Origin of the sequence: Nitrosospira multiformis, from assembly GCF_003050865.1 — a bacterium.
GTDB classification, from domain to species: domain Bacteria; phylum Pseudomonadota; class Gammaproteobacteria; order Burkholderiales; family Nitrosomonadaceae; genus Nitrosospira; species Nitrosospira multiformis_E.
In genome coordinates this window covers 1-17,081 of sequence record NZ_QAOK01000038.1, presented here as the reverse complement: position 1 = coordinate 17,081, position 17,081 = coordinate 1, and the positions used below count along the sequence as shown (strand labels likewise).

Here is a 17,081-nt window from a genome sequence, read left to right as displayed (position 1 = left end):
ACGGAAGAAGGCAAGCTCTATCTCTTTGTTGCGATTGACCGTACCAGCAAGTTCGCCTATGCCGAGCTGCAAACACAATCGGACCGAACAGTGGCCACGGCATTCCTGTGCAGCCTGATCAAAGCTACTCCTTACAAAATACACACCATCCTGACCGACAATGGGGTGCAGTTCTGTCATCCGCCACGTTACCGCAACGGCCCAACAGCCAAATACATCACCCACATGTTCGATCTATGTTGCCGTGAGCATGGCATCGAACACCGCATGACAAAGGTCAACCATCCGTGGACGAACGGCCAGGTCGAACGTATGAACCGGACAATCAAGGAAGCTACCGTCAAGCGCTATCACTACAGTTCACATGACGAGCTCAAGGCGCATATGCAAACCTTCCTGATGGCCTATAACTTCGCCAGGCGGCTAAAGACCTTGAAGGGCCTCACACCCTTTGAGTACGTCTGCAAAATATGGTCTGAAGACCCAGACAGGTTTATTATTAACCCGCACCATCACACTGTGGGGCTAAACACCTAGCTTGTCACTTACCCTGCCTACCCGCATGGGTAAATGTAGTACTCATAAAGGCCTGGGAATGGGAAGCTTCGCTGGAGATACCATGCCATACACTGAAATCCCTGATGATCTCATTTATGTCTATCGCTCGGCTTACTATCGGGCGGGCTTAGGCCATGAGGCAATAACATTCCATGTGGACCAGTATTCCGAGCCTCTGGCAAGGCTTTTAGCAGCATCTGGCCATCGGTGTGCCGCATTCATCACCGCCTGCAATCCCTTCGGTGCGGCAGAAAGTCATGAAATGAACATGAAGGCATGTCTGGATCTCCGGAAGAGCCTTGATCGGTATGTTGCCAAGCAGAGCCAGATTATCGAAGGTGAAGGCATCGATCCTGCCGGAGCGTGGGCGGCGGAAAAAAGCTTTCTCGTGCTCGGACTGAATCTGGAGACAACCAAGGCGCTTGGAAAGGAATTCGGGCAAAATGCAGTTGTCTGGATAGGTACGGAAGCAATTCCAAGGCTTGTTCTGCTTCGCTGATCGATCTGCGGTAGCAGGTCGATCAGTATAAACAGCTGTTGATGACAAAATGTTCAGGTGCCATTATGATCCTCTTCTACGGGGCATCTCCAGAAGCGAATAAGGAATGAAATGAATATAGATGAGTTGAATAAAAACCATGGGATCGACGGGCAGGTCAAATTCATGGAGGGGGCAGGAGGATTCCCCTTTATCATGGTCGATAACGCCAAGGGTAGCGCAGTGATCTCAGTTTATGGAGGGCAGGTATTGTCTTTTCAGCCTGCAAATGAGCAGAACCTGATGTTCCTGAGCGAAGCCTCATATTATGAGGCAGGTAAAGGTATCAAGGGCGGCGTTCCCATCTGCTGGCCCTGGTTCGGCCCGGATCCGGAAGAGCAAGGGCGTCCCGTACATGGTTTTGTGCGTAACCGGCTCTGGAACGTCATTAAAACGGAGGCCACTGGAAATGGCGATAGCAAGGTGACGCTCGGTTTGAGCGACACAGCGGAAACAAGGGCTATCTGGCCGCATTCGTTCAATCTGGATCTCGAAGTCACAGTGGGAGAATCCCTGAATCTTGAATTGATCACGCGAAATAAAGATACCGCACCTTTTTCAATCACGCAGGCTCTGCATACCTATTTCAAGGTCGGACATATCGATCAGGTCACCATTCTCGGGCTCGAGGGGGGGGCATATCTCGATAAAGTCGACAATTACGCTCAAAAAACCCAGGCGGGTGCGATAACGATCAATTCCGAAGTCGATCGCATTTACCAGGATGTACAGAAAGAGCTGGTGATAGACGATATTGCTTATGATCGCCGGATTCGTATTCGAGCGAGCGACAGCAGGACTGCTGTCGTATGGAACCCCTGGGAGAAAATTTCTGCGCAGATGGGCGACCTGAAGGATGACGACTACGAACGCTTTGTTTGCGTTGAAACCGCGAATGCTGGGTCAGAAGTAGTGGAAATTGCTCCCGGCGGCGAATGCAGAGTAGCCGCAAACTACCTGATAAAGCGAAATATTCCCGAGCTGAAACCGGCAGCTTAATTGAGTACTGCTTTGTGTACGCGTCGAGGAGATAGGGACCTAGCCCGTCAAATACCCGTCAAATTGTTAAAGGCTATAAACCAAGCCGTAATTTATCAGTAGGTCGGACTCCGCCCGACACTACCACTGCCGCTACCACTATCACTGTGATTGCCATATTATGTCTTGTCATTCCTGCGCAAGCAGGAATCCACCAGTGGCCCGCAGAGATTCATCCTGCCTCATATACTGACTTCCTCCCATAATTTCTGAAGCCGTTTGGCCGAAACAGGGTAGGGTGTTTTCAATTCCTGGGCAAACAGCGAAATACGCAGTTCCTCGATCTGCCAGCGAAATTCAGCGAGCTTGGGATCATCGGTTCCCGCCTTGCGATGTTTTTCAAGGCGCTGTTCATACCGGTTCCATAATCCGGCAATGGCAGCAGCGTGACGCGCGTCGCGCTCAGGATTAGCGCCATACTTATCCAGGCGGAGGATCATGCCTTTCAGGTAGCGCGGTAAATGCTGCAAGCGTTCCCAAGGGGTGGCGCTCAAAAATCCCGGATAAATGAGGTTGCGGAGTTGGATCATCAAGTCGGCCCCAGGGTTGCCAGCACTACCGCCACCTGCTGCGCCGGTTTTTTGCACGCCAACCTTGCCCGCTCCTCCGATTGAAGAAACCCTCGCCATCAATGACTGGGACTCGCTGGCAACGTTTTGCACGATGCGAACCAGAGCCTCAGCCACGGCAGGCAGTCGCGTGCGGGCACGCTGGCGCTGGGCGACAAATTCCTTTTCACTGCGGGGCAGCGCATCATCCGCGATAAAAGCGCGGTCCGCGACCGCATTCAATATATCTTCCTTGAGCTGGTCAGGCTTGATGAGTGTGTGTAGTTGAAAGGCTGCCTGCGCCAGATACCTGCCCTTTCCACCCTTTGCCTCCTGTCCTGACAGATCTTTTTCCAGCTGTTTCATTTGCTCCTTCAGTTCGAAGCGCAGCAATTGACGCACACCGCCACGCATGCTGAGCTCTGCCGCTTCGCGCGTGTCGAACAGGCGAATCGATACTTTTCCATCCCGTTCGGCGAGAGCAGGGAAGCCGATCATGTTCTTGCCCGCACGGTTGAAGGTGATTTCCTGCGGCAGATCACCGAAATCCCAGTGTTTTACATCGTCGCGTTCAAGGGGATTATGCTCGCCTGCCTTAGAATGAGAGAACGTCAATCGCGCCGCCTGGCCGAGTTGGGTTTTCAGTTGCCCAAGGTCGCGGCTCATTGCCAGCTCTTGCCCCGCATCGTCCACAATTCTGTAGTTCATCATCAGATGCGAAGGCGGTTTTTCGTCCTGCCAAGCATCCGGCGGGACAGTAATGCCGGTTTTGGTCCGGATAAAGCGGGCCAATGTTTCGGTCAGAAGTGACGGGGAGGGTTCAGACGGCGAAGTTGCTGCTGCATGTTCCGGGCTTTCCAGGAACTGCGTTACAAACTCCGGGACGGGTACAACGTAGCGGCGTATCTGCTTGGGAAGCGCTCGTAGGTACCAGGTTATTTTTTCACGAATCAGTCCCGGGACGAGGTTGTCGAATTGCGTCGCATCCAGCTTGTTCAGCAGCGGCAACGGTACGGTAATGGTGACTCCGTCCAATACGTGTCCGGGATCGAAGCGATAGGTGAGCGACAGGTGGAAGCCGTCTACAAGCATGGCATCGGGAAACCGCTCTTCCGTTACGCTCTGCGCGGTATGGCGCATCAGGTATTCTTTGGTAATGTAGAGCAGGCGGGGATTGTCACGCTCGGCCTGCCTGCGCCATTTCTCGAAAGCTGCGCCATTGCTGATCCCCTCGGGGATCAGTCCATCGTAAAACGCAAAAATTTCCTGTTCGTCCACCAGCACATCCGGCCGGCGGGTTTTATGCTCCAGAGCGGCAACACTGGCAGTAAGCTCGTGGTTATGCTCGAAAAATGGCGCCTGGGTAATGTATTCACCTGCTACGAGAGCAGAGCGTATGAAAATCTCGCGCGCTTCTCTCGGGTTGATGTTGCCATAGTACACACGCCGCTTCGGCATCACTGTCAAACCGTACAGTGTTACCCGCTCGAAGGCCGATACCTGTGCTGATTTCTTCTCCCAGTGCGGATCGAAATAATGCTTTTTGCAAAGCTTTCCACCGATCCTTTCCACCCAGGCAGGATCGATTTTCGCTACACCTCGACCATAAAGCCGGGTGGTTTCCGTCAGCTCTGCAGCGACGACCCATTTGGGTTTGGCCTTTTTCAGCACGGAACCTGGGAAAATCGAAAACTTGACGCCGCGCGTCCCGAGGTATTCGCTATCCTCGTCGATCTTGAAGCCGATATTGCCGAGCAACCCCGCGAGAAGCGCCCGATGCATTTCATCGTAGTTTGCCGGTATCTCGTTGGGTTTCAATCCTGTTTCCACTACCAACGTATGCAACTGCCCATGGACCTCACGCCACTCCCGGATTCTGCGATGCGACAAAAAGTTTTCCTGGCATTGCTCGATCAACTTGCGGTTGGATTTCTTATGCTTGAGCAGGTCATCAAAGAAATCCCACAACTTCAGATAGCTCATAAAATCGGAGCGCTCGTCCTGGAAGCTCTGGTGGGCCCGGTCTGCGGCTTCCTGCCGCTCGAACGGACGGTCTCGCGGGTCCTGCACGCTCAGGGCAGAGGCGATGATGAGCACCTCGCTCAGGCAGTTTTCCTCCTTCGCTGCCAGGATCATGCGGGCAATCCTTGGGTCGATGGGAAACTTGGCCAGCCGCCAGCCGATGCTGGTAAGGGTGTTACTCTCATCCACCGCGCCGAGCTCAGTCAGTAATTGATAGCCGTCCGCAATCATGCGTGGCAAGGGCGGTTCGAGGAAAGGGAAATTCTCGATTGATCCAATTTTGAGAGATTTCATGCGTAAAATCACTGCGGCCAGCGAAGAGCGGAGGATTTCCGGATCGGTGAATTCCGGGCGGGCAAGGTAATCCTGCTCCGAATAAAGCCGGAAACAGATACCGCTCATCACCCGGCCGCAGCGTCCCGCGCGCTGATTAGCGGACGCGCGTGAAATCTTCTCTACCTGCAACTGTTCCACCTTGTTGCGATAGCTGTAGCGCTTGATGCGTGCCACGCCGGTATCGATCACGTAGCGAATGCCGGGAACGGTCAGTGAAGTTTCCGCCACGTTGGTGGCAAGCACGATGCGCCGCAAGCTACTGCCATCAGGTTTGAAAACCCGTTCCTGGTCGGCATAGGACTGGCGCGCGAACAATGGCAGAATCTCGGCACCCGCGCGGCCCGTGCCGGGGCCACCAAAAGCATGCTTGCGCAACGCCTCTGCCGTATCGCGGATTTCCCGCTCGCCAGGCAGGAACACCAGCACGTCACCCGGCCCACAGCGATTGATTTCATCCACTGCATCAAGGATAGCCTGCTCCATGTCACCTTCATCCCTGTCCCTATCTTTTTGTTTATCCTTCTGCCTGTCCTTATCTTTATTCCTGGTCTTGTTCCCGGCTTTGTCTTCATTCCGATCTTCCGCGATGGCGGAAGCAGTGCGAGCCGGGGCCTCGATGGGACGATAACGTACCTCCACCGGATACATGCGACCGGATACTTCAATGACAGGCGCGTTATCGAAATGCGCGGAGAATCGTTCGGCATTGATGGTCGCGGAAGTAATGATCAGCTTGAGATCCGGCCGGTGCGGCAGCAGTTGCTTGAGATATCCGAGCAGAAAATCGATGTTCAGGCTGCGTTCGTGCGCCTCATCGATGATGATCGTATCGTAGGCAAGCAGATTCGGATCGCCCTGCGTCTCCGCCAGCAGAATGCCGTCTGTCATGAGCTTGACATACGTTTCCGGACTCACCTTGTCCGAAAAGCGCACCTTGTACCCTACCGCATGCCCCAAGGGACTCTTAAGTTCTGAAGCGATTCGTGCCGCCACGGTCCGTGCCGCGATACGACGAGGCTGCGTATGCCCGATCATCGCATGCACGCCCCGTTCGAGTTCAAGGCAGATTTTCGGCAATTGCGTGGTCTTGCCCGAGCCGGTTTCACCGCTGATGATCACTACCTGGTTTTTCTGAATCGCCTGCGCTATCTCCTGCCGTAGAGCTACTACCGGGAGCTCTGCCGGATAAGCCGGCTTCGGCAGGTTAATCAGGCGCCATTCAAAATTCCTGCTAACGATAGGAGAATTCTTCATGACATTTAAATCAATTGATCTATTTTTCTGATGTGTTTTCGTAGAATAGGTGAAGCAAAGCGCAGCCCATCAATAACGACGGTTATAGCTGATTGCCCTTACCTCATCCGCAAATACTACGGATACCGATAAGACATGTATAAGCTCCAGTTTTGAATGCACAAGCAACAAAAAGCTTGATTTCTTATGCCCATCAGCTATGTTTAATGGTGGGAAGACTATTCATTTGATCATTTGATGCGAGAGCATAACCGCTATGCTTGTTGCAGCAACAGAAGATATTCGGAGCCCGGGATACACAAACTGCTGTACACTGTACTGAACCAGTTTTTCCATCGGCTCATGACAACGTTTTGCGAAGAGGTCTTCCATGCTTGGAAATCGTTTCCAGGCGCAAGGAACATCAGAAAGATCCTGCATGTGAGTTCTCCCTCACTTCGCTGCTTTCCCGGAATGGGCTGATCAAGTATTAAAAAATAACGATAGCGGACATAGAAACCGACCCAACCATGCGAGCTACCATCCAGTTCAGTCAGCCAGACAAGAAATTCGACATTCTACAAAAGCTGTTCAGCTTCGTTAAAGGTTTCAAAAATCTGCGCCAGCACATTCTGGAGCAGGGCATATTGCTGGAAAGGTTGAATTCAGGCGAAATAGAGAATGTGCAGGGGGCGCTTGCAGGTATAAATTACCTGGAGGCCAGGGTTATAGACGACTCGGTGCGTATTTTCGTCACCGACGGGGAACTTCGCGCGCTGTTCGACCTGATGATACCTGTTTCCCGCAAACAGAATGATTTTTCCCGAATCTTGTGGGAACGTGGCTTTACGATTGAAGATCTATCGCAGGATCAGGCGGAAAACCTGAGGAATCAGTTTTCGGCCATCGCCACCGTGACCATCGGGCCGGATGTTCCCCGGACCAGGATTTATACTGTTAGCGGGCAGATTTTTCAGGAAGATGGAGTGCCGCTGTGCGCAGGCGGCTTTACCGTTTGCGCATTCGATGCTCTCTCGGTGAATACATTTGTGCGGTGTGGCGCAATAGGCGCAGTTCAGGATGATGGATTCTACCGTATCGATTATGCATGGCGCTCGAATGGACGAAAGGGTCCTGATCTGCTTGTGCGAGTATTCGATCCGGAGGGCGGCATTGTAGCTGAAGCAGGGAAGAACCGGGCTGCGATTCAGGAGTTTCTCGATATCACAGTTAAAACGCTTTGCATCGTTCGGGGCACAATTCGCCAGGTTGGTGGCTTCCCGCTTCCTCATCTCCTCGTCCGTGCATCTGATCGGGACATGCGATCAGAGACATTGCTGGGTCAGGCAATCACGGATGCGGAAGGAAGCTATCAGATTACATATAGCACAAACAAGCTCCGGATGAAGGACAAAGCGGATCTGATCGTGCGCGTTTTCGAACCGTCCGATAGCGAAGGCAAAGAAACAGGAGATGAGATCGGATTTTCAGAAATCATATTCAATGCCCCACTACAGCAAGCAGTCGACCTGGAGATCAAATCGGGAAAATTCCGGGGATCATCCGAGTATGAGCGATATATTACTGCGCTGAAGCTGCTTATTCAGGGTGAGCCTGTTCACCAATTGACCGATAAGGATTTAAGTTTTCTTGAAGGTAAGACAGGCATTCCGCTGGAGCACCTGAATTATCTTCGACTGGATGACCAATGGTGTTTTCATTACAGCGTGGAACCCGCTGTGTTCTATAGCCTGTTACGTCAGGGACTGCCCGCTGACCTGCACCACCTGTCGACTGAAAAACCAACCCGTCTGCATGAGGCGCTCCAGGCCTCCCTGGCGCACAACATCGCCCCTGCAGCACTTGCCGATAAGGTTGATCAGGCCATAAAGCCACTTCTCTCCCTTGCTGATTCGATGGTCTTCGAGCTTGAAAGAAGGGCAAAATAAGCAACTCCCATAGACATAGACGGCAGCCCGTTTAACGGGATTCCATTCAGCCGGAGCTATATATACGAACTCCAGGCGCTCCTTCTCCAGCATTTTCGCGGCCAGGGTCTATAGTTATATTGTCTATATAAGGATAGCCGGTTATCTGCTTCAGCGGAATCTACTTGTAAAAGGCTGTGTGCCATGACCCTTCGCATTCGCACCAAACGGATTTTGTCTATCTCATTTATGATATTAGGCGGAATACTGATGTTCTTTGCGCCGGAAGATATCTGGATCGGCGCACTTCTCTTCATCCTTGGTCTCGGCATTGAAATCGCGGGACTCGTCCTCGGACACAACAAATAACAAACACGTATTGAATGAGTGCTATCCAGGCTTCTGGAAAAGGAGCATGGATCTCGCGCACTCAGGCGAGTCCATGGCCAACAGGGGCAGATTGACCAGGACAGAGCAAGTTCCGGAGCATAAAAAAACCCGAAGACGTTATCGACTTCGGGTTTAAAGTTTCCACTTACAAAGGAGGGATCACTTGTCCAACGGCTTATATGATAAAACTGTTACAAATAAAGTCAAGAATAAAGTGTATGGAATTGAGGCGCCGTGCTCCCTCCATTCATCAAAACTTCATTCCAGGGTGCGGCGCCTGATCAGCAGCATCAACGCGCCAAGTCCCGCCAGCATCATTGCATAAGCGGAAGGCTCAGGGACGGGTGTGAGGACGCCAAACAAACCGTGGGCTTCATCATCCGGTCCCGCCGTGAAGTACAGCAGATGACTGCTGCCTGCCATGGTATCGTTTCCGGGTGAAATGGCCCACAAACCGTCAATCACTACGGGATGATTGTTGGCATCGAGCACCTGGCCGAGAAAAGCATGCGTATTGGGGTCGTAGATATTGATATGGCCATCACCGAAATTTCCTACCAGTAGATCACCGGCAGCGGAACCAAACGAAGAAGGCGCTACAGCCAATCCCCACGGTGCATTCAAGGTTCCGCCGGATGCAACCCGCCCAACGAAATCGCCGTTCAACGTGTATTGGTCGACAAAACCCAGCCCCGCCCCGGCCACTTCGTCATCCTTGGTTGCATTCTGCAGGGCATAGGTCACATACAGCGATCCGTTGAGATTCTGGACGTTGAAAGGAGCATATCCACTGGGAAGGCCGGGATCGGTAAACGAACCGGACAGTGAGGGCGCCCCCATATCTCCCTTGTGAACATCCACCGTCCCCGCTTTGAAGTTGGCTGCGTAAAGATAATCGTGCCCCCCGGTATTGCCGAGAGCGGCACCCTTATAAACGTTGCTCGGGGATGCCGGCACCAGCGTCTCTGCCGGTATCGGACCCGTCGTACCCAGGGCGGGACGCCAGCCTGAGACTCTGCCATCTTCGCTTACGAATAGAAAACGATTGTCTCCAAATGATGATGTACTGTTGAATACCTGCCCGGTCACGCCACCCTCGCCCGAGATGGTCAAGGGTCGCAGAGCAGTCACTTGTGTTGCTGGATTCACACTATATAAAGGGACTGTTCCGCCACCATTCGAAGAGACCCAGAAGGGCCCACCAGGAGCATAGGACATCCCCCATGCATTCTTGAGACCGGTATCGGTAATCTGTGCAGCATGAGCAAGCTGATCATCGGTTACAAGATTGGTGGGTGTGAATGTAACCGCCCAGACAGGAATGGCCAGCAGGGATGCCACGACGCCTGCTGCAAGTGAAGGCAAATAGAATCGAATCTGTCGCATGATATTTCCCCCTAAAATATTAATAAGAAAGAATTTCAGTGCCACCAGTCAGCTTCTGCCCCTCTTTGCCCCTTATCTGTCTCCTGTTCCTTTTTCCGAATAGACGTGGTGCGGCGAGCCGGTACAACAACATATAAACTCCCCACGACGATCTATCATTTATAGGGCTCGATTGGATTTAACACAAATCGTGTGATAAAACTGTTTCTATTGAATAAAGAATTTGTGAAATTGCAGCATGAATAACTTTTTTATAGATCATCCACTTCCCGTCCGCCAGTGAGTTGCTCGACGTGGGGCTAAAACTTGACAAACCGTCAAACCAGCCTATAACAACACTTGGAAAAATTCCTTTACCTGAAAAGTGAGATCAAGCAAAGGGAGCAAAGAGAAGGAGGAAGAGAGCAACGATTTTCACGATACACTATTTTTTAATTATCGGAGATGGTAGTGTCCGTCTTTATGTGCAAAAAGCTTTTTTAGTAAGAAGGGGTCATGGTATGAGGTTGATTGATGAGATCACCTTTAACCTTGAGAGGATATACCATGACTAACAAGAAGCATAAGACCGAAGTGAGGTTTTTGGAAAGGCTTGAAAGGAGTAGAACATGTCCGATCTGGTGGTAATAGGATTTGAAAACCCGCAAAAGGCTGAGGAAGTTTTATGGAGATTCAGGGCCCTGAGAAGCCAGAATTTATTGGATCTTGATGATGCCGTGGTTGTGGTTCGGGACGAAAAGGGTGAGATCAACCTCAAACAAAGCATCAACCTGACCCATTATGATGCATCCGCGGGTCTGCTTTCAGGGGGATTGCTCGGGGCAATGGTTGGACTTGTATTTCTCAATCCAGCAGCCGGATTTTTGATCGGCGGGATGATTGGTGCGGGTGCGGGCGCCTTGTCCGGCTCTCTTTCCGATTACGGAATTCCCGATGATTTCATAAAGTCGCTAGCCGAAACAATTCCTGTCAACTCATCGGCGCTTTTTATTCTCGCTCGCAAAGTACAACCGGAAAAGATTCTGGCTGAACTCCTGGATGTTAAAGGTAAAGTCCTCAGGACCACACTGTCGCCTGATCAGGAAAAAAGACTGCGGGAAGCACTTGCGGGCTCGACGACCGGAAGCGGGTAGTGAGATGAATGCGCTGACTTCACGGTTGTTCCGTGACGGGCAGGGAGTTCCCAGATGGTTCAATTTTCGAGCGTCCCTCGCGCCTTGCCCTGACCTCCTTGGTGTCCAGATCCAGGACACGCGGATCCCTGGCTGCTGAATCGGCAACAGGCTGTTCCTCGATGCGGGGTTCGGCCTTTGCATGGCTCCCTGTATCCTTATCTTCCATACTCCTGGCTTTAGCCGATTTACTCACGTCAAGTTTCGCCTTCGCACCGCCGGTATCTCGGGCAATCTCTCCTCGGCTCCCTGCGGGCCCATCATACTTTGCCTTCAGGTCGTTGCTGATCGCAGCATAATTGCGATATTCGTTCTGCATCTGTGATTGCAGTTGCAAATATTGAACGCTATAAGCCACGCGGGCGCTTTCCAGTTGCTGTAACCGGATTTCCAGCTGGCGCCTGTTATGGGAGTTGTCCTTGGCCTCGACGGTCTTTGCCGCCAGAGATACTTCCTGGATTTTTTGATTCAATAGCTTGAACAAATGCGCCATGTTATTTGCAGCCGCACTATAACGCCGATGGTGCAGTTCCATCTTCTCGAATTCAGTCAATGGCTGCCCCCGCGGACGCGAAGCAGACTCAGTCGTGTTCGTTGCCGGTCTGTCCTGCCGATTTCGTTCCACCGGCTGGGCAGCAGCGCTGGAAACACCCGGAATCAAGGGGCCGAGCATCAGTGCAAATAAAAGTGCCCAGCGTGCGAATAAGCTTCCTATATCATCAGTCATGAAATGAACTCCTGATCGCCTTTTGTATTTGCGCTTTCTGTGTGTTTTTGCACATCCTGCGAAACAGTATAACGCTTACTCATATCCGGCATGTCCGGCTTGCGATTTCTTTTTTCCAGCCCGGCCAAGCAGGCTTGTAACTACTACCTTCCATAAGTATAAGTTAAACTCGCCTTGAAGCAGGCTCTGTCCGGCACGCTTCTTTCCGGCTTACGAGCCAATGGTATTGCCAATATCGTAATTTTCAGGAACGACATCAAAATATGAGGGGCAAATTCATCACTCTGGAAGGCATTGACGGTGCGGGCAAGACGACGCATCTCCGCTGGCTGGAGTATTTCCTGAAGGAAAGAGGAGAAACCGTGATTATCACGCGCGAACCCGGCGGCACTCCCTTGGGCGAAGCATTGCGCGGCATCCTGCTCGATGATCGGCAGGTAATGCACGCGGAAACCGAGGCACTGCTGATGTTTGCCGCTCGGCGCGAGCATCTGGACAAGGTCATCCTGCCTGCTTTGAGCCGCGGCACCTGGGTAATATCGGACCGTTTTACCGATGCCAGCTTTGCCTATCAAGGCGGGGGGAGGCGATTATCCCTGCAGAAATTGAATGAACTCGAATGCTGGGTGCAGGGTGAGTTTCAGCCGGATGTTACCCTTTATCTCGATGTGTCTATTGCATCAGGAAGGCAGCGAACCAGCAACATCAAGCAGGCGGACCGGTTTGAAAAAGAACAGGATGAATTTTTCCGGAGAGTACGAGAGGCATATCTGGAGCGGGCAAAAAAATTCCCTGAAAGAATACGGGTGATAGACGCCAACCAGTCTCTGGAGGATGTCAGGAGGTCAGTTGAAAAAAGTATTGCAACGATTTGCGCATGAGTAATATTTATGGATGGCAGGAAGAAGTGTGGCGGAAACTTGCGGGCACGCTGGGCCACGCCCTGCTGTTACGAGGCAGAAAGGGACTGGGCAAGCTTGCGTTTGCCCGTTATCTGGCGAAGTCCAGACTCTGTGAAAATCCCTCTGTCGAAGGAAAGGCGTGCGAGGTCTGTGCAAGCTGCCACTGGTTTGAGCAAGGCAGTCACCCGGATTTCTACCTTGTCGAGCCCGAAGCGATCACGGCAACGTCCGGCTCGGGAGAGGGATCCAGCGAGGAGGATGTGGAACCCGGAGATGAAGCAGAGGCTCAATCTTTTTCCAGAGCAGCGAATCAGGCCACCGGCAGCGGCAAGTCCGCAAAAAAACCCAGCAGACAGATAAGTATCTCGCAAATACGGGAGCTGGGCGACTTCGTTAATATTACCAGCCATCAGAACGGCTACAAGATCATCCTGATTCATCCGGCGGAGACCATGAATATGGCTGCTGCCAATGCCCTTCTGAAGAATCTGGAAGAACCGCCGCTCCGAACGTTGTTCATACTGGTAACGCATCAGGCACAGTACTTATTGCCGACCATCCGTAGCCGTTGCCGCCAGATCGTCATGCCAGCCCCCGACGCGGCCTCCGCAGCCCTGTGGTTAAAACAGCAGGGTGTCAAAGCGCCTGAAAGATGCCTGGCCTCGGCTGGCTACGCTCCCCTGACCGCACTGGAATTTGCGAACGAAGATTATCTTGTGCGGCACAGCGCTTTCATCCAGCAAATCAGCACTCCCTCAAGTTTCAACGTGCTTGCGCTGGCAGAGGAAATGCAGAAATCGGACCTTGTCATGGTGGTCAGCTGGCTGCAAAAGTGGTGCTACGATCTGATGAGTTTTCGTATGACACAGAAGGTCCGCTATCATCTGGACATGCTCGCGCAAATAAAATCCCTGGCGCCCCAGCTTGATCCGTATTCAATGGCAGCTTATTTGCGGGCCCTGGATAAAACGCAGCAGGTTGCCCGACATCCGCTCAATCCAAGATTATTTCTGGAAGAACTGCTATTTTCCTATGTGACGGTGTTATCCGGGGAATCCAGGAATCGGAGAATATCGCAATCAACCTACAGCTCTTGAGTACTGCGCGGTAATTGCGTGATCGAATTACGTTATATCGTGCAATCAAGTCTCAAAAGACAAAAGCTGGACTTTTCTCATAGCCTTTGCGGAGCCTCACCTGCCTAGTAGTGTATATTTTTATACTATTGATCCGGCCACGTGAAGTTTGAAGTTTTCACGCTGCATATTTGAGGGAAGGATCCTGAAAATATTTCTTCACACGCTCAGGGACTGCTCCAATATCAGCATATGTTTTGTGGCAGCTTCCTTGAGTTTGGCTTTGGTACGCACCGGTATTTTTGAGCAGATGGCGTGCTTCAAATCGGCATTGAGCCGTTCTTCGGATTTAATTCCGGGCTGTAACCGGGCAGGTAGAACAGCGTAATTTTTTCCTTGTGTTCGTCAGCCCATTTTTTTTACCGGCTTGCTGTGATGTACCCGCCGCTGGGAAGTGCGCCGGCTTGATGGCGACGAGTTGGCGCAATTTCGCGCTTGCTTCGACCATCATTACTGGTCGACGATTTCAGCCATCTCCGGCGCCGTCGACGCATGCTGCGGCCTGTTCACACTGGGTACGAACTGGTGTGCGTGAGCGCGATCGAGGCGCAAGATGCCGAAGCATGTCTACAGAATCTGCGACATTGCGGCTTTCCGATCGAGCGCATGATCGCCACGGATAATGCGGAAATCGACTTTACGTTGTGGTGGCTGAACCGGTAAGAGCGACCAATTTCTGTTCGGCCGACAACAAACGCTGTTCGAGCGCCCCGCGATCCTGCAGCCAGGTGTGCTTTTCCTGCGCCAAATGATCGGCGCGCTCTTCGGCACGGCGCACTTGGTCGGTCAGCATACTGGATGCTTGTTCTTGCGCTGCCAGCGCTGCCCGCATGTCGCTTAGCTGCTGTTGTACGGCTGTCAATCGCGCGACCAAGTCGTCTTTCGCTGTCATCAGATCCCGAACCTGGTCGCTTAGCTGCTGTTGCACGGCTGTCAATCGCGCGACCAAGTCGTCTTTCACTGTCATCAGATCCCGAACCTGGTCGGTAAGACGGTCTCGCGCCGAGCGCACCGCTGTCAATTCCTCTTGTGTCGCATGGAGGGCCTGATCCTGGCGGTCACACTCGGCGGTAAAATTGGCGATGCGCATTTCCTGCTGGCCGATTGTCGTTTGCTGTACAGCGGTCTGTCGGTTTGCGCTGTCCAAATCCTGTTCGAGGCGAGCGATACGTTGCTCGTACGCTTGGCGTTCTTCAGCGCGTCGGGCTGCAGTCGCTTCCTGATAGTGCTCGAACTGCGCGCGTGTCTGTGTCAATTGATGGTCTAGCGTCGTCACCTCGCTGGCGCGGTCGGCCAAGCGCTGTTGGAAGCCGGCGTTCTCCGCCTGAGCCGTGGCGAGCGACAGGTTCTGAGCGTAATGCGCCTCCTGTAACTGTGCTAGTGCACGGCGCGTTTGAGCGAGATCCTCCGACAAATTTGCCTTGGTCTTCAAAGCGGCCAGCAGTTCATCATTGAACTGCTGTTCGCGTTCGCCTGCAGCGTGAAGCTCTTCGGCGTGCTGCTGCTTGGCTTGATCGAGCTTGCGCGTCAGTTCGGCTTGCATATGTTCGTACAGTCCCGTGACCGCCTGGAGAAGCGACGCCGGCAAGCCGGATTCAACGGCCGCCATGGCGTCTTGCTGCTCGGCTTTCCAGCGCTTGAGAAAAGGCGCGATGGTACTTTTGCTGCCGGTGCCGCCCAAGGCTTCGCGGACGCTGTCGACGGTGGGATTTTTGCCTGCCCCTATCAGTTGGGCGGCGGCTTGGGCGACATGAGAATACAGAATACCGGCACGGGCCATGGCGTCTTCCTCAAATAAAGTAATATAATACGTTATACGTAATATTACGATAAGTTACGTTAAAAATATATACGTGAATTTATAAATAATAATTGTGATAATTTATGTTATCGTGACTTAATGTCGAACTCTGCATCACTCTTGGCGTAACGCAGCCAAAAACCGCGAAAGTGAGCGACAAAAATGGATATGGAAGAAAAGAAGCCGGAAAATGTCGTTTTGTCAGGAAATCTGTCAAAACATAACGCCGGTACGCTCGTTTCCGAACACGAAATGCGGGAGCGCCACCAGCGTTTTATCTCGGCGGCAACCTCGGAAAACACTCGCCGCACCTACCGCTCGGCGATCCGGCATTTCTACGCCTGGGGCGGAGCATTGCCTTGTGATTCGGGGGCAGTGCTGCGGTATCTGTTGGCTTATTCCGACTCCCTGAACCCGCGCACGCTGGCGCTGCGGCTGACGGCGCTAGCGCAATGGCATGCGTTCCAGGGGTTCCCGGACCCGACCACCGACCCGAGCGTGCGCAAGACCTTGAAGGGCATCACGCGCATCCACGGCAAGCCGAAGAAGAAGGCGAAGGCGCTGCCAATTGAGGACTTGGAAGCGATCGTGGCCAAACTGGAGCCGGACACCAGCCTGATTGCGATACGGAATAATGCACTCTTGCAGATCGGTTTTTTCGGCGCGCTGCGCCGGAGCGAGTTGGCCGCGCTGATGATGGAGGAATTGGCTTGGGAAACGAACGGTTTAGTGATCACGCTCGCGCGCTCGAAGACCGACCAGGAAGGGGAAGGTGTCAGTAAGGCGATTCCCTACGGCGGTCCGGATGGAATATGCTGCCCGGTTCGCGCCTTGAAGCGCTGGCTGGAAGCGGCAAACATCATTTCGGGGGCAGTGTTCCGGTGCGTCACTCGCTGGGGTGCCATCGGCACCGATCCGCTGAGCGCCGGCAGTATCAACGATATTCTGGAGGCGTGTGCCAAAGCGGCGGATCTAGCATACGTCCCGGAACTCAGCAGCCATAGCTTGCGGCGCGGCTTGGCCACCAGTGCACATCGATCCGGGGCTAATTTCAAGGACATCAAGCGGCAAGGTGGCTGGCGACATGATGGCACGGTGCAAGGATACATCGAGGAAGCTGGGCGGTTCGAGGCCAATGCCGCATTGACGCTGCTGCGCCGGAAGGGAAAAAATGAGGCATCAAAACCTTAGCGTACGATTTTCTCCGAATTCTGCGGCGTCCCCAGTATTCGAGACTCAACAACCACCAGCTAAAGCTGGTGGGTTAGTGCTACGGACTGAAAGTCCGGATACGCGTCGACTAAACGACGCGTCCTAATCGGGTTCCATCTTGAAATCATCGTCAGGCCTCGGCTCGAAATGATGC

At 52.8% G+C, this 17,081-nt stretch carries 14 protein-coding genes and 1 pseudogene; 9 read left to right on the top strand and 6 right to left on the bottom strand.

Going from position 1 to position 17,081, the window contains the following annotated elements; genetic code table 11:
- From C8R21_RS14230 to C8R21_RS14220, 3 genes are all read left to right on the top strand, one after another.
- Nucleotides 1-537 (top strand): integrase core domain-containing protein (locus C8R21_RS14230; RefSeq protein WP_146162511.1); only part of this gene is annotated, 537 nt, incomplete at its 5' end.
- A gap of 82 nt (nt 538-619) precedes the next feature.
- A complete protein-coding gene (locus C8R21_RS14225) occupies nt 620-1,057 on the top strand; it encodes a DUF3293 domain-containing protein (RefSeq protein WP_107763295.1) in 438 nt (145 codons plus the stop codon).
- A gap of 111 nt (nt 1,058-1,168) precedes the next feature.
- Nucleotides 1,169-2,095, top strand: coding sequence for a D-hexose-6-phosphate mutarotase (locus C8R21_RS14220; protein ID WP_107763294.1), 927 nt, complete (start codon nt 1,169-1,171; stop codon nt 2,093-2,095).
- Between the two features lie 221 nt (nt 2,096-2,316).
- On the opposite strand, the gene hrpA is transcribed toward C8R21_RS14220, so the two are convergent.
- Both hrpA and C8R21_RS14210 read right to left on the bottom strand, forming a co-directional pair.
- Nucleotides 2,317-6,294, bottom strand: coding sequence for an ATP-dependent RNA helicase HrpA (gene hrpA / locus C8R21_RS14215; protein ID WP_107763293.1), 3,978 nt, complete (start codon nt 6,292-6,294; stop codon nt 2,317-2,319).
- Nucleotides 6,295-6,516: 222 nt separating this feature from the next.
- Nucleotides 6,517-6,714 (bottom strand): hypothetical protein, encoded by a 198-nt coding sequence (locus tag C8R21_RS14210; RefSeq protein ID WP_107763292.1) that lies wholly within the window; start codon nt 6,712-6,714, stop codon nt 6,517-6,519.
- 89 nt (nt 6,715-6,803) lie between these two features.
- Between C8R21_RS14210 and C8R21_RS14205 the strand changes: the two genes are divergently transcribed.
- The gene (locus C8R21_RS14205) at nt 6,804-8,222 is read left to right on the top strand and encodes a hypothetical protein (RefSeq protein WP_107763291.1); all 1,419 of its coding nucleotides are present in this window, start codon (nt 6,804-6,806) and stop codon (nt 8,220-8,222) included.
- A gap of 627 nt (nt 8,223-8,849) precedes the next feature.
- Here C8R21_RS14205 and C8R21_RS14200 read toward each other — a convergent pair.
- Complete coding sequence (locus tag C8R21_RS14200) at nt 8,850-9,977, bottom strand: TIGR03118 family protein (protein ID WP_107763297.1); 1,128 nt, start codon at nt 9,975-9,977, stop codon at nt 8,850-8,852.
- 608 nt (nt 9,978-10,585) lie between these two features.
- Here C8R21_RS14200 and C8R21_RS14195 point away from each other — a divergent pair.
- A complete protein-coding gene (locus C8R21_RS14195) occupies nt 10,586-11,110 on the top strand; it encodes a DUF1269 domain-containing protein (protein ID WP_107763290.1) in 525 nt (174 codons plus the stop codon).
- 19 nt (nt 11,111-11,129) lie between these two features.
- Here C8R21_RS14195 and C8R21_RS14190 read toward each other — a convergent pair whose 3' ends face one another.
- Complete coding sequence (locus C8R21_RS14190) at nt 11,130-11,876, bottom strand: hypothetical protein (RefSeq protein WP_107763289.1); 747 nt, start codon at nt 11,874-11,876, stop codon at nt 11,130-11,132.
- 263 nt (nt 11,877-12,139) lie between these two features.
- On the opposite strand from C8R21_RS14190, the gene tmk reads away from it, so the two are divergent.
- Nucleotides 12,140-12,757 carry a dTMP kinase gene (gene tmk, locus C8R21_RS14185; protein WP_107763288.1) on the top strand — a complete coding sequence of 206 codons (618 nt, stop codon included), beginning with the start codon at nt 12,140-12,142 and terminating at the stop codon, nt 12,755-12,757.
- On the top strand, nt 12,754-13,875 hold the full coding sequence (gene holB / locus C8R21_RS14180) for a DNA polymerase III subunit delta' (protein ID WP_107763287.1): 1,122 nt from the start codon (nt 12,754-12,756) through the stop codon (nt 13,873-13,875). Before tmk ends, holB begins: the two co-directional genes overlap by 4 nt.
- 157 nt (nt 13,876-14,032) lie before the next feature.
- Here holB and C8R21_RS14175 read toward each other — a convergent pair.
- Nucleotides 14,033-14,298, bottom strand: a pseudogene (locus C8R21_RS14175) (transposase); the annotation flags it as partial.
- 51 nt (nt 14,299-14,349) lie between these two features.
- Here C8R21_RS14175 and C8R21_RS15720 point away from each other — a divergent pair.
- A complete protein-coding gene (locus tag C8R21_RS15720; protein WP_146162510.1) occupies nt 14,350-14,577 on the top strand; it encodes a hypothetical protein in 228 nt (75 codons plus the stop codon).
- Here C8R21_RS15720 and C8R21_RS14170 read toward each other — a convergent pair.
- Nucleotides 14,552-15,694 carry a DNA-binding protein gene (locus C8R21_RS14170; RefSeq protein WP_107763286.1) on the bottom strand — a complete coding sequence of 381 codons (1,143 nt, stop codon included), beginning with the start codon at nt 15,692-15,694 and terminating at the stop codon, nt 14,552-14,554. The genes C8R21_RS15720 and C8R21_RS14170 overlap by 26 nt on opposite strands.
- A 183-nt stretch (nt 15,695-15,877) precedes the next feature.
- Here C8R21_RS14170 and C8R21_RS14165 point away from each other — a divergent pair, with 183 nt between their 5' ends.
- Nucleotides 15,878-16,906 carry a site-specific integrase gene (locus C8R21_RS14165; protein WP_258192428.1) on the top strand — a complete coding sequence of 343 codons (1,029 nt, stop codon included), beginning with the start codon at nt 15,878-15,880 and terminating at the stop codon, nt 16,904-16,906.
- Nucleotides 16,907-17,081 lie beyond the last annotated feature (175 nt).

Bases quoted from the DNA above. Each gene is read 5' to 3' on its own strand.
- C8R21_RS14225 (WP_107763295.1), top strand. From the start codon at position 620: ATGCCATACACTGAAATCCCTGATGATCTCATTTATGTCTATCGCTCG.
- C8R21_RS14220 (WP_107763294.1), top strand. From the start codon at position 1,169: ATGAATATAGATGAGTTGAATAAAAACCATGGGATCGACGGGCAGGTC.
- hrpA (WP_107763293.1), bottom strand. From the start codon at position 6,294: ATGAAGAATTCTCCTATCGTTAGCAGGAATTTTGAATGGCGCCTGATT.
- C8R21_RS14210 (WP_107763292.1), bottom strand. From the start codon at position 6,714: ATGCAGGATCTTTCTGATGTTCCTTGCGCCTGGAAACGATTTCCAAGC.
- C8R21_RS14205 (WP_107763291.1), top strand. From the start codon at position 6,804: ATGCGAGCTACCATCCAGTTCAGTCAGCCAGACAAGAAATTCGACATT.
- C8R21_RS14200 (WP_107763297.1), bottom strand. From the start codon at position 9,977: ATGCGACAGATTCGATTCTATTTGCCTTCACTTGCAGCAGGCGTCGTG.
- C8R21_RS14195 (WP_107763290.1), top strand. From the start codon at position 10,586: ATGTCCGATCTGGTGGTAATAGGATTTGAAAACCCGCAAAAGGCTGAG.
- C8R21_RS14190 (WP_107763289.1), bottom strand. From the start codon at position 11,876: ATGACTGATGATATAGGAAGCTTATTCGCACGCTGGGCACTTTTATTT.
- tmk (WP_107763288.1), top strand. From the start codon at position 12,140: ATGAGGGGCAAATTCATCACTCTGGAAGGCATTGACGGTGCGGGCAAG.
- holB (WP_107763287.1), top strand. From the start codon at position 12,754: ATGAGTAATATTTATGGATGGCAGGAAGAAGTGTGGCGGAAACTTGCG.
- C8R21_RS14170 (WP_107763286.1), bottom strand. From the start codon at position 15,694: ATGGCCCGTGCCGGTATTCTGTATTCTCATGTCGCCCAAGCCGCCGCC.
- C8R21_RS14165 (WP_258192428.1), top strand. From the start codon at position 15,878: ATGGATATGGAAGAAAAGAAGCCGGAAAATGTCGTTTTGTCAGGAAAT.